Origin of the sequence: Nocardiopsis listeri, from assembly GCF_020741345.1 — a bacterium.
Lineage (GTDB): Bacteria > Actinomycetota > Actinomycetes > Streptosporangiales > Streptosporangiaceae > Nocardiopsis > Nocardiopsis listeri_A.
Genome location: NZ_DYZD01000132.1, coordinates 1 through 12172, shown reverse-complemented (window position 1 = coordinate 12172; position 12172 = coordinate 1). Strand labels below are relative to the sequence as shown.

Here is a 12172-nt window from a genome sequence, read left to right as displayed (position 1 = left end):
TCACCCCGGCGTTGGTGATCCACGACTTCTGGCCGTTGAGGATCCAGTCGTCGCCCTTGGGGGTGGCCTGGGTGCGCATGGAAGCGGTGTCGGAACCGGCCTCGCGCTCGGACAGACCGTAGGAGAACATCGCCTCGCCACGGGCCACGGGGGTCAGGTAACGACGCTTGACGTCCTCGGAGGCGCCCAGGATCAGCGGCATGGTGCCGAGCTTGTTCACCGCGGGGATCAGCGAGGAGGAGGCGCACACACGGGCGACCTCCTCGATGATGATGCAGGTCGCCAGTGCGTCGGCGCCCATGCCCTCGTAGTCCTCGGAGATGTGCGCGGCGTGGAAGTCCGTCGCGGTGAGGGCGTCGAGGGCGTCCTGTGGGAAGGCCGACTTCTCGTCCACCTCTGCGGCGTGCGGCGCGATCTTGTCTTCGGCGACGGAGCGCACCGCCTCGCGCAGCTCCTCGTGCTCCTCGCTGGTCTTGAACAGGTCGAAGTCGCTCATGTTCTTCCCCGGTGTCTGGCACTAGGTGCCGATGTTTGGCATTCAGTGCCAGAGTAGGGGGTGGAAGCGATGAAGTACACCGACCGGCGGCGGTGATCCTCTGAAAGGGTCGTCTCGGCGAGGAGGAGACGGACGATGGTCGAACGCAATGGCGGCGGGACCCGGGCTGTGGTGCTGGCGGCGGTACGCCTGTTCACCGAAGCCGGATACGACGCCACCACGATGGCGGGGATAGCCGAGGCGACCGGGGTGAGCCGACGCAGCCTCTTCCGCCGCTTCGGTTCCAAGGAGGACGTCCTCTTCGCCGAACACGACGAACTGTTCGAGACCGTGGTGCGCTACATGGAGGCCTCCCCGGAGTCTCCGACGGACTCCGTGCTGACCGCCGCCCGCCTGGTCTTCCAGGGGTACGTGCGCGACCCCGAGATCACCGTGCCCCGCTACCGGCTGGTGCGCGCCCACCCGCGGCTGCGCGACCGGGAGGTGGCCATGACGGCCCGCTACCAGGCGGCCTTCAGCCGTCACCTGGCCGAGGCCACCGGTGGCGGGCGCCCCTCGTTGGAGGTGGAGGTGGTGGCCGCCGCCGTCATCGCGGCGCACAACCACGTCCTGCGCGGCTGGCTTCGCGACCCGGACGACGGGCAGGTGTGGCGGCGGTTCGACGAGGCCATGGAGAGGGTCCGCGCCCTGGCCGCGCCTCTCTTCGGAGAGCCGGGCGAGGGCGCCTCCGGTCGGGACCGGATCGTGGTGGCCGTCTACCCCGGGGACACCGATCCCGCGGAACTGGCGCGCCGGGTGACGGAGGCGGTCCAGGAGCGCAGGTAGGAACCCGGTTCGCCTCGACCGCTGTCCCCGGCACACCCATGCGGGCATAGGCTGTACGGGGCCGAAAAACGGGAGATCAGACGAGGCGGGGCGACGACGGGAATGAGCGTGGACACGGCGGGCACGGACAAACAGGGGTCCGAGGTCGCACACGAGGCGGAACGTCGGCGGACCTTCGCGGTCATCTCCCACCCCGACGCCGGTAAGTCGACGACCACGGAGGCCTTGGCGCTGCACGCCGCGGCCATCTCGTCCGCCGGTGCCGTGCACGGCAAGGGCGACCGCAAGGGCGTCACCTCCGACTGGATGGCGATGGAGCAGGACCGCGGGATCTCCATCACCTCGGCCGCCCTGCGCATCGACTACCGAGGTCACGTCCTCAACCTGCTGGACACCCCCGGCCACGCCGACTTCTCCGAGGACACCTACCGGGTGCTCTCCGCCGTCGACTGCGCCATCATGCTGCTGGACTCGGCCAAGGGCCTGGAGCCGCAGACCCTCAAACTCTTCGACGTGTGCCGTGCCCGCAAGATGCCGGTCATCACGTTCGTCAACAAGTGGGACCGCCCCGGACGCGAACCCCTCGAACTCCTCGACGAGATCGAGCAGCGCATCGGGCTGCGCCCCACCCCGCTGAACTGGCCGGTCGGTATCGCCGGTGACTTCCGCGGCCTGATCGACCGCGCCTCGGGCACCTACACCAAGTTGACCCGGACCCCCGGCGGCGCCCAGAAGGCCATCGAGGAGGTCATGGACGACGACCGGGCCGCCGAGCTCGAGCAGGACGCCTGGGTCCAGGCCACGGAGGAGATCGAGTTGTTGGAGGCGCTGGGCGCCGACTTCGACCACGAGTCCTTCATGGCGGGCGAGTCCTCCCCGGTGCTGTTCGGTGCGGCGCTGTCCAACTTCGGTGTCGGTCAGCTGCTGGAGGCGGTCGTGGGTCTGGCCCCGGCGCCCTCGGCCAAGGTCGACGACCAGGATCGGCCCCGCCCGGTGGATCGGCCCTTCTCCGGCCAGGTCTTCAAGATGCAGGCCAACATGGACAAGAACCACCGCGACCGGATGGCGTTCGTGCGGGTCAGCTCGGGTCGGTTCGAGCGCGGCATGGTGCTCACCCACGCGTCCACCGGGCGTCCCTTCGCCACCAAGTACACCCAGGCGGTCTTCGGTTCGGACCGCTCCACCATCGACACGGCCTACCCGGGTGACGTGATCGCCCTGGTCAACGCCCAGGCGCTGGCGGTGGGGGACACCCTCTACGACGGCCCCAAGGTGTCCTACCCGCCGATCCCCAGCTTCGCGCCGGAGCACTTCGTGGTGGCGCGGGCCTTGGACGCGAGCAAGTACAAGCAGTTCCAGCGGGGGATCGCCCAGCTCGACGCCGAGGGTGTGGTGCAGGTGCTCACCTCGGACGTGCGCGGTGAGCAGGCCCCGGTGCTGGCGGCGGTCGGACCGCTGCAGTTCGACGTGGTCAAGCACCGCATGGAGCAGGAGTTCCGCAGCCCCATCGAGGCCTCGCCGCTGGAGTACTCCGTGGCCCGACGCACCGACGCCGAGTCCGGGCCGACCCTGCACGGGCTTTCAGGTGCCGAGGTGCTACGTCGTCGCTCCGACGGTGAGCTCCTGGTGCTGGTGCACAACAAGTGGCGGTTGAAGGTCATCGAGCGAGACCATCCGTCGCTGTTCATGGAGCCCTTGCTGGCGGGCGGCGTCGACGAGGGTTAGCGGGCGTCGGCGATCGCCGGAGCGCCGGTTTCCAACGGGGAGACGCTTTTCCCACAAAGAGCGTTTGTTTCGTTTACCCCGGGTTAATCTCGGTCACCCTTTGTGGACTTCGGTCCTCTGTTCCGGCTCCGTCGGCTTTCCGTCTCGGGCCGTCGGCGGGTTCTCCGAGGGGCGTTCGTCCCGGTGGTGCGCGGGCGCCGCGGGCCGTTTGTGAAGTCTCGTGTCCGGAGCACATACTCCGACCGGTTCAGGGGTAGGGAAACAGACCCTGGAGGGTGGTCGGTGCCGCCGGAGTCGGTGACAGAGGCCAAGATCACCGGGTCGGAGGCACCCCGCGTCAACCCCTGTGATCAGGGCGAAGGTACCCTGATCTCGGGCCACTAGGGCGCGTTCGAACACCTGGCCGCACCGAGTTCTGTTCGGGTCTGTCCGGATCTGTGAAGGACACCCTCGTCGGACCGGTTCGGGTGGGTTTCGGGGTGCCCAGGGGACCTGTCCAGGAGACTCGCGGAAGACGGGTGGGAGAACCCCGCCGTCCCCGTCGAGGTCTCAGGGCGATCACGCTGTTAACGACATTCGGCAAAGTCTGTAAATCTTCACTCTCTGATAATTCTGTGCACGTCTGGGTATGTGTTGCATGTCACCTGTTCGTGAATCGGTGAAACTTATATGATTTTGCTTAACTGGCGTTTAACAAAACAGAACAATAACGAGTGAATCAAGAACGCGGCGGCGGATCGCCCTGCGTTCGACGTACCTCACGTATCCCCCGCCTGGAAAGGTTGACCTCGGGCATGAGCGATGACAAAGAGCGCACGGTGGAGCTCCACTACGAGGGCGGCGTGCTGAAGCTGCCGGTTTTCACCGGTACCGAGGGTGAGAGCACCATCGAGCTGAAGACCCTGCTGGGGTCGACCGGTATGACGACCCTGGACCCGGGGTTCGGCAACACCGCTTCGTGTAGCTCGAAGATCACCTACATCGACGGGGCCGCCGGGATCCTGCGCTACCGCGGATACCCGATCGAGGACCTCGCCGTCCACAGCACCTTCCTCGAGACCGCCTACCTCGTGATCTACGGGGAGCTTCCGGAGCCCGGACAGCTCAAGGAGTTCTCGGACAAGCTGCGCGACAACGCCGACATTCCGGCCGAGATGGGCGCGTTCATCGACGCGATGCCCCGCAACGGCCACCCCATGGCACTGATCGCCAGCGCCGTGAACACCCTGGCCGCCTACTACGAGGACAGCGCGGACCCGGAGAACGACGACCAGGTGGAGCTCGCCACGATCCGGCTGTTGGCCAAGCTGCCGACGATCGCGGCCCGCATCTACCGCAACTCGATCGGCGAGACCCCGATCGCCCCGGACGACTCGCTCGACTACGTCGACAACTTCATCCGGATGACCTTCGGTGACAAGGCCCCCACCGGTGACCTGGGCGACCTGTTCAACAAGGCCGTCGGCATGCTGCTGGTGCTGCACGCCGACCACGAGCTGAACTGCTCCACCGCCACCGTGCGCGTGGTCGGTTCCGCCAAGGCCGACATCTTCGCCAGCGTCGCCTCCGGCATCAACGCCCTGTCCGGCCCGTCCCACGGCGGCGCCAACCAGGCCGTGCTGGAGATGCTGGAGGAGATCCGCGACTCGGGCATCTCCATCGAGGACTTCCTCGAGAAGGTCAAGGCCCGCGAGATGCGCCTCATGGGCTTCGGGCACCGGGTCTACAAGAACTTCGACCCGCGCAGCAAGGAGATCAAGGTTCTGGCGAGCCAGATCCTGGACCGGGACGAGAACCCGGACGAGCTCTTCGCCCTGGCCCTCAAGCTCGAGGCCGCCGCGCTGCAGGACTCGTACTTCACCGACCGCAAGCTGTACCCGAACGTCGACTTCTACACCGGCGTCATCTACCGCACCATGGGTTTCCCGACCAACATGTTCACCGTGTTGTTCGCCATCGGCCGTCTTCCCGGCTGGATCGCCCACTACCGCGAGCAGCTGCACGACCCGGCCTTCCGGATCGCGCGCCCGCGTCAGCACTACATCGGCTCGAACGAGCGCCGCTACCCCGGCCAGGGATGACACCCGCCTGAGAGCGCCTTGACCGCCCGCCCGCGTCACCGACGAGGGCGGGCGTTCTTGTGTACGTCACGAAGAAGGAACGGTATAGAACCTCCCTTTCCTTGTGCTTTGCGTACCTTCTGTCATCGGTGTGCGACGTTGAGAGAAGTGGCAACGAAGCGGCCCCGGACGGAGGGGGCCGCGCGAGGGAGGGGGCCCGGCTATGGTCCGGTACGAGTCGGCCGGTGACATGCTCGGCGAACTGAGCCGAAGCTGGTGGGTCGTGGTCGTTCGCGGTGTCGCCGCCGTGATCTTCGGTCTGGTGGCGCTCATCTGGCCCGGGGTCACCACGGTGGCCCTGGCCTTCGTTTTCGGTGCCTTCGCGCTGGTGGACGGGATCGCGCTGGGGGTCGCCGCCTTCCGGGCGGCCCCCGGTTCCCGTCTCGCCCTGGTGATCCAGTCGGTGCTCGGCATCCTGCTGGGTGTTGCCGCCCTGATCTGGCCGACCGTCGCGGTGGTCGCCCTGGTCTTCGTCATCGGGGCCTGGGCGATCGTCACCGGCGTCGCCGAGATCGTCACCGCGGTACGGCTGCGCGCGCAGATGACCTCCGAGTGGTTGCTGATCTTCGCCGGGGCACTGTCGGTGATCTTCGGTCTGCTGCTGTGGCTCTGGCCCGGTCTGGGCGCGTTGGCGATGGTCGCCGTGGTCGGTATCTACGCGATCGTGTTCGGGATCGCCCTGGTGATCGCGGGCTTGCGGCTCAGGAGCGTGGCAGGCGAGATCGCTCCGTCGGAGTACGGTGAAGCGTCCGCCGAGGGCCACGACGCCAACGAGCCCGCGCCGCGGCACGCCGCGGAGCCCGAGGGCGGTGATCCGCTCGCCGACGACCCCACCGCCGAAGGGGACGAGCACGACGTCAGCGCTTTCGACGACGGCTACGCGGACGGCTACCGCGACGGTTACCGGGGTGATCCGGCCGGCGCCACCGAGGCCTCCGCGCACGAGGACGAGACCGCGGCCCCGCGCGTGGGCAAACACCGCGCGCCCAAGGACCCGCCCGAGGACACCGGCACCCCGTAACGGAGGAGCCCCTGGTCAGTCCTCGCCGACCAGGAGAGGGCCGAGTCGGTCGACCGCCGGGAACGACCGACTCGGCCTTTTCGCGTCACCAGAGCAGGAAGCGCTGTGTGCGTCGGTGGACGGCCAGGGCGTCCCGGTCGGCGAACACCTCGTACACGCCAGAAGGCGTTCTCGTCTTCGGGGTCGCCCACCACGTCGAACCGCACACATCCGGGCTCGTCTCGCGGCGCGTGTGCGGCGTTGCGGGAGATTTCGAGAAGGAAGGCCTCGCGTCCACCGGGCGGCACCCGGATCGAGATGGCGAGGGCGACCGGGTTCATGCGGGCTCCGGGAAAAAGGGGAGGACGGGACCAAGGACCCTCCCCTAAAGTAGGCCCATGGCCTTCCAGCAGCTGTTCTACCAGTAGGACCCCCCGCGTCCTCGACGCCTCCGCGCAGTCCCTCCGGGGGACCGGCGCTTCGCAGTCCTACCCGTAGAAGCTCTCAGGAGACAACCATGACCCGTCGTGCCCATATCGCCATGGTCGGCGTCCCCGCGGTGAGCCACGTCCTGCCAGGCCTGGAGATCATCCGCGAACTGGTCCGCAGGGGCCACCGCGTCACCTACGCCAACGACCCCGTCGGCCGGATCGGCGAGCTCATCGAATCCACCGGAGCCGAGCTCGTCCCCTTCACCACCACCCTGCCCACGGGGGACGAGGAGTGGACCGACGACCCGATCGAGGGGATGGGGATCTTCCTCGACGACGCCATCAACAGCCTGCCCGTGCTTCGGAAGGCCTACGAGCAGGACCGCCCCGACCTGTTCCTCTACGACATCGGCGGGTACACCGCCCGGGTCATGGGGATCGAGTGGGGCGTCCCCACCATCCAGCTGTCCCCGACCTACGTCGCCTGGGCCGACCACACCGACACCGTCATGGCCTGGCTTCGCGAGCAGCCTGGGGCGGAGGAGTTCTTCGCCGAGTTCGACTCCTGGCTGGCCTCGAACGGGGTCGAGGGGTTGGACCATGTCAGCTTTCCGGGTGAACCCGACCGGGCGTTGGCGATGATCCCGCGCGAGATGCAGCCCTTCGCCGACACCGTGGCCGACACGGTCACCTTCGTCGGGCCCTGCCTGGGCGAGCGAGAGGACCAGGGGTCCTGGACCCGACCGGCCGACGCGGAGAGGGTCGTCCTGGTGTCGTTGGGATCGGCCTACACGGACCGGCCGGACTTCTACCGCGAGTGCGTGCGGGCCTTCGGCGACCTGCCCGGGTGGCGCACCGTCCTGCAGATCGGCGAGTACGTCGACCCGTCCGCTTTGGGGGAGGTCCCCGACACCGTCGAGGTCCACCGGTGGGTCCCGCAGTTGGACATCCTGCGGCAGGCGGACGCCTTCGTCACCCACGCGGGTATGGGAGGCTCCAGTGAGGGGCTCCACACCGGCACCCCGATGATCGCGGTGCCGCAGGCGGTCGACCAGTTCGACAACGCCGACCGTCTCCAGGAACTGGGGGTGGCCCGCCGGATCGACACCGAGGCGGCCACCGCGGCGGCGCTGCGCGACGCGCTGCTCGACCTCACCACCGACCCCGAGGTCGCGCGCCGACTGGCCGACATCAGTGGCCGACTCCAGCGCGGTGGCACCCCCTACGCGGCCGACCTCATCGAGGCAGGACTCCCCGAGAGCTGATCTGATCCGACCCGATCCCACACCGGTGCGCCGTCCCCGTGGGCGGCGCACCGGCCGTGTCCGTACCCACCGAAAGGGGCAGAGCCCATGGACCACCTCGTCGTCGTCACCGGAGGGCCCGGTTCGGGCAAGACGACGTTGATCGACCACCTCGCCGGGCTGGGCCACGGGCGCACCGTGGAGGCCGGGCGGGCGATCATCCGCGACCAGCGGGCGATCGGCGGTCCCGGCCTGTCCTGGCGTGACGAGGGCCTGTTCGCCGAGCTGATGCTCTCGTGGGACATGCGTTCGCACCGGGAGGCGGCCCGCCGGGAGGGCCTGGTCTTCTGCGACCGGGGTGTGCCCGACATGGTCGGCTACTTCCTCCAGCGGGGTCTGCGGGTCCCCGAACACGTGCGTGAGGCGGCCCGACTGTTCCGCTACCACCGGCGCGTCTTCCTCGCCCCGCCCTGGCCGGAGATCTACGCGGGGGACGCCGAACGGCACCAGTCGCCGGAGGAGGCCGAGCGCACCTTCGCCGCGATGCGGGAGGCCTACCCCTCCTGCGGGTACGAGACGATCCTGTTGCCCCGCGCGCCGGTCGTCGAGCGCGCCCGTTTCGTCCTCGGGACCCTCCACACGGACGCGGCGAGCGGGCCGCTGTGATGCTCGTGATGACGCTCGTGTTGTGCTTGTGGCCGTACGTGGCCGTATAACGCGAACTCCCTTGTGCATCGGGGTGGGCGCCGCCACACTCTTTCTATACACAGGGTGGGGGTGATTCGGCAGGTGGCGAACGCGTCGGGGTTCGGCATGCCGCCGATGAGCCGGGAAGGGATCGACCACGCGCTCAATCGTGTCCGCGGTGAGGTCGACCGGATCTCCCTCAACCTGGCCGACCTCGACCGGCACGCGGTGTACCGCCTGCTCCGTGACGCCGAGTTGAGCGGTGGGACCCGAAGCCGTTGGGAGGCCACGGACGTACACGTCCACCGGTTGTGGCTGATCCACGCCGTCTTCGAGTCGGTGGTCGAGCACGCCGCGAACCTGCGGGAGTCCGGAGTCGCCGACCCGCAGGACGAGCTCACCCGACTGCTCATGGGCGAGTCCGTGACCCTGCCCCTGGCCGAGGTCCCCCTGAACGAACGCGGCCTGCTCGACCCCGACACCGAGAACATCACCCTGGCCGAGGCCATCGCCCGGATGACCGCCGACTACGAGGCGATCACGGAGGTGGTCTCCGCGGTGGAGACCGCCTGGGACGCCCTCCACCCTAGGCTCGCCGAACTCGACGCGATGTGGCAGGAGGTCGGCACGCTCGCGGACATGGTCGAGGTCCCCGACGACGAGTACGAGGACCTGCGCGCCGAGCTGGAGCGGGTCGGGAACACCGTGCGCCGCGACCCGCTGGCGCTGGTCGCCGACGGTGGCGTGGACACCTCCGGTCTGGACCGTCTGCGCTCGGTCCTGGACCGGACCCGGGGTGAACTCCGGGACGCCCTGCGCATGCGCGACGCCTACGACGAGAACGTGAGCCGACTCCGTTCCGCCATCGACGACGTCGAGAAGGTGGTGCTGCGCTCCCGTGAACTGCGCCTCCGCGTGGTCGCGAAGATCTCCTCCCCGGCGGCCGTCGACGTCCCCGACCCGGTTCCGGAGCTGCGCGCGGTCATCGCCGAGATGGACGAACTGCGGTCCCGGCGGCGGTGGCGTGCCCTGGGCGTCCGGTTGGGGGAACTACAGCGCTCCGTGCACGAGTGCGGGGACGACGCGCGCGACCGGGAACGCAACCTCGGTGGCCTCCTCCAACGCAGGGCCGAACTGAGAGGGCGCCTGGACGCCTTCCGCGCCCGGGCGGTGCGCCTGGGCCTGGCCGAACACGAACGACTCGTCGAACCCCATGGGCGTGCGCACTGGGAGCTGTGGAACGCCCCCTGCGACCTGCGGGCCGCCACCGTGGCGCTGTCCGCCTACCAAAGGGCGCTTCAGGAGCTCGCGGGGACCGAAACCCCCTCGGTCGGAACCAACGATGGCGGTGTGAACAGATGAACGAGTGTGCTTCCCCCGGCTGCCCGGGACTGATCGAGGACGGTTTCTGCGGCGTGTGCGGTCTGGCGCCGATGGACGCGCCGACCACCCGTACACCGGGACCGGGGATCTCGAACTCATCGTCGGGGCCCTTCGTGCCTCCACAGGGTTCGGCTTCGCGGAGCGGCCCTTCGGGCGGGCACCCCGTGGACATCGAGGGGTCCGTCCACTCACACCCGATCAGCTCCGGCAACGTCCGCATCTCGGGGCGCTCGGGCCCGGGCAGCACCTCGGGGGCCGGCGGAGGTTCACGCAGTGGACGTACCTCCAGCGGCGGTTCCCGACGCGGCATGCTCGGGATGGGCATGGTCCAGGTTCCCCTGGTACCGGCGAAGGACCCCTCCGAAGCGATCATGACCGCCCCGGTCGTGTCGGAGAAGAACCGATTCTGTGGCAACTGCTCGGAGAGGGTCGGCCGGTCCAGGGGCGACCAGCCGGGCCGTACCGAGGGTTTCTGCCGCCAGTGCGGCACCCAGTTCTCCTTCACGCCCAAGCTGGTCGAACGCGAGGTCGTCGGTGGCCAGTACGAGGTGCTCGGTTGTCTGGCCCACGGCGGCCTGGGCTGGATCTACCTGGCCCGGGACCGCAACGTCAACAACCGCTGGGTGGTGCTGAAGGGACTGCTCAACGCGGGTGACGCCGAGGCGCACAAGGCGGCCGCCGCCGAACGCGCCTTCCTCTCCGAGGTCGAGCACCCCAACATCGTCAAGATCATCAACTTCTCCCAGCACCCGGACCCGCGCACCGGAATCCCCGGCGGCCACATCGTCATGGAGTACGTGGGCGGCAAGTCGCTGCGGGAGCTGCTCATCGAGCGTCGGGAACAGGGGGCGAGCGATGACGTCCTGCCCCTGGAACAGGTCATCGCCTACGGGTTGGAGTGCCTGAGGGCCCTGGGCTACCTGCACTCCAAGGGCCTGCTGTACTGCGACTTCAAGCCGGACAACGTCATCCAGAGCGAGGAGCAGATCAAGCTCATCGACCTGGGCGGCGTCCGACGCATGGACGACGGGCTCAGCCCCGTCTACACCACCCCCGGGTACCGGGTTCCCGAGGAGGAACTGCGCGGACCAGGCCCCAGCATCAGCGCCGACCTGTACTCGGTGGGGCGGGCCTTGGCGGTGCTCAGCTTCCACTTCAGTTTCATCCGCAGGTACCCGCACGACCTTCCGCCCCGGCAGGAGGTGCCGTTGCTGCGGCGGTTCGAGTCCTACGACCGCTTCCTGCGCCGGGCGACCCACCGTGACCCCGAGGCACGCTTCCACGACGCCGGTGACATGGCCGACCAGCTCACCGGTGTGCTGCGCGAGGTGCTGGCGGAGATCGAGGGGACGCCCCACCCGGCGGCCTCCGCGCTCTTCGGCGGTGAGACCTTCACCGGGCTGCCCGAGTCCGGCGCACACGACGCCGACCGAATGCTGTCCCCGCCCAGCCCCATCGAGGCCGCGGCGCTGCTGCCCTCACCGCTCATCGACCAGTTCGACCCCGCGGCACAACACCTGCGCAACCACCTGGGCATGGCACCGAACGAGCTCATCCCGATCCTGAGGGCGGCCAGGGCGCCCTCTCCGGAGACCCTGCTCATGCTGTCCCGGGCGCTGATGACGGTCGGCCGCTACAAGGAGTCGCTGGACGTACTGGAACAGTTCAGCATCGCGGTCCCCGGCGACTGGCGCACCATGTGGTACCTCGCCGTCGCCGAGCTGAGCACCGGCCGGTTCAACGAGGCCCGAGACCACTTCGCCGAGCTCTACGACCACCTGCCCGGGGAGGCCGCGCCCAAGCTCGGGCTCGCCCTTGCCTGCGAACGCACCGGTGAGCACGACGTCGCCGCACGCCGGTACGCCACGGTGTGGACCACCGACCACTCCTACGTGAGCGCCGCGTTCGGCCTGGCCAGGATCCGGCTCGCCCAGAACGACAGGACCGGTGCCATCGAGGTACTGGACACCGTCCCGGAACTGTCCAGCATGTACGTCCACGCCCAGACCGCGCTGATCTCCGTGCTGGCGGGCGGCACGGGTGACGGCATGGGCCTGGTCCGGGCGGGTGAGAGGCTCGGCCGGATCGGACTGGACAGCGAGTCCGTCGATCGACTGGCCGCACGGGTCCTGGAGTCCGCCCTGGAATGGCTCCGGGCCGGCGGGGTCCCGCCCGCGGGGAGCCGTCTTCTCGATGACGAACTCACCGAGGACGGGGTGCGCTCCAACCTGGAACGCCGCTACCGGTCCCTGGCCCAACGG

The 12172-nt window shown here is 68.9% G+C and carries 9 protein-coding genes and 1 pseudogene; 8 read left to right on the top strand and 2 right to left on the bottom strand.

Annotation, left to right across the window (positions count from 1 at the left end; genetic code table 11):
• On the bottom strand, positions 1 to 496 hold a 496-nt coding region (locus K8V84_RS07735; protein WP_304072326.1), incomplete at its 3' end, for an acyl-CoA dehydrogenase family protein.
• A gap of 135 nt (positions 497 to 631) precedes the next feature.
• Here K8V84_RS07735 and K8V84_RS07730 point away from each other — a divergent pair.
• The 4 genes from K8V84_RS07730 (at position 632) to K8V84_RS07715 (ending at position 6187) form a co-directional block, all read left to right on the top strand.
• Entirely contained in the window at positions 632 to 1321 is a 690-nt protein-coding gene (locus tag K8V84_RS07730; protein ID WP_304072323.1) for a helix-turn-helix domain-containing protein, read from the top strand.
• Positions 1322 to 1423: 102 nt separating this feature from the next.
• Positions 1424 to 3046 (top strand): peptide chain release factor 3, encoded by a 1623-nt coding sequence (locus K8V84_RS07725; protein ID WP_304072320.1) that lies wholly within the window; start codon positions 1424 to 1426, stop codon positions 3044 to 3046.
• A 794-nt stretch (positions 3047 to 3840) separates the two neighbouring features.
• Positions 3841 to 5127 carry a citrate synthase gene (locus K8V84_RS07720; RefSeq protein ID WP_304072318.1) on the top strand — a complete coding sequence of 429 codons (1287 nt, stop codon included), beginning with the start codon at positions 3841 to 3843 and terminating at the stop codon, positions 5125 to 5127.
• Positions 5128 to 5329: 202 nt separating this feature from the next.
• The gene (locus K8V84_RS07715; protein ID WP_304072316.1) at positions 5330 to 6187 is read left to right on the top strand and encodes a DUF308 domain-containing protein; all 858 of its coding nucleotides are present in this window, start codon (positions 5330 to 5332) and stop codon (positions 6185 to 6187) included.
• 218 nt (positions 6188 to 6405) lie between these two features.
• Here the strand turns inward: K8V84_RS07715 and K8V84_RS07710 are convergent.
• A pseudogene (locus K8V84_RS07710) lies at positions 6406 to 6507 on the bottom strand (antibiotic biosynthesis monooxygenase); the annotation flags it as partial.
• Between the two features lie 176 nt (positions 6508 to 6683).
• On the opposite strand from K8V84_RS07710, the gene K8V84_RS07705 reads away from it, so the two are divergent.
• The 4 genes from K8V84_RS07705 to K8V84_RS07690 form a co-directional block, all read left to right on the top strand.
• Positions 6684 to 7862, top strand: a complete 1179-nt coding sequence (locus tag K8V84_RS07705; protein ID WP_304072314.1) for a macrolide family glycosyltransferase — start codon at positions 6684 to 6686, stop codon at positions 7860 to 7862.
• 87 nt (positions 7863 to 7949) lie between these two features.
• Positions 7950 to 8507, top strand: a complete 558-nt coding sequence (locus tag K8V84_RS07700) for an AAA family ATPase (RefSeq protein WP_304072312.1) — start codon at positions 7950 to 7952, stop codon at positions 8505 to 8507.
• Positions 8508 to 8663: 156 nt separating this feature from the next.
• On the top strand, positions 8664 to 9890 hold the full coding sequence (locus K8V84_RS07695; protein WP_304072328.1) for a hypothetical protein: 1227 nt from the start codon (positions 8664 to 8666) through the stop codon (positions 9888 to 9890).
• A partial coding sequence (locus K8V84_RS07690; RefSeq protein ID WP_304072309.1) for a serine/threonine-protein kinase occupies positions 9887 to 12172 on the top strand: 2286 nt, incomplete at its 3' end. The genes K8V84_RS07695 and K8V84_RS07690, both read left to right, overlap by 4 nt.

What these genes read in the sequence shown, in the direction of transcription:
- K8V84_RS07715 (WP_304072316.1), top strand. Translation starts at nt 5,330, where the DNA reads ATGGTCCGGTACGAGTCGGCCGGTGACATGCTCGGCGAACTGAGCCGA.
- K8V84_RS07705 (WP_304072314.1), top strand. Translation starts at nt 6,684, where the DNA reads ATGACCCGTCGTGCCCATATCGCCATGGTCGGCGTCCCCGCGGTGAGC.
- K8V84_RS07700 (WP_304072312.1), top strand. Translation starts at nt 7,950, where the DNA reads ATGGACCACCTCGTCGTCGTCACCGGAGGGCCCGGTTCGGGCAAGACG.
- K8V84_RS07730 (WP_304072323.1), top strand. Translation starts at nt 632, where the DNA reads ATGGTCGAACGCAATGGCGGCGGGACCCGGGCTGTGGTGCTGGCGGCG.
- K8V84_RS07725 (WP_304072320.1), top strand. Translation starts at nt 1,424, where the DNA reads ATGAGCGTGGACACGGCGGGCACGGACAAACAGGGGTCCGAGGTCGCA.
- K8V84_RS07720 (WP_304072318.1), top strand. Translation starts at nt 3,841, where the DNA reads ATGAGCGATGACAAAGAGCGCACGGTGGAGCTCCACTACGAGGGCGGC.
- K8V84_RS07695 (WP_304072328.1), top strand. Translation starts at nt 8,664, where the DNA reads ATGAGCCGGGAAGGGATCGACCACGCGCTCAATCGTGTCCGCGGTGAG.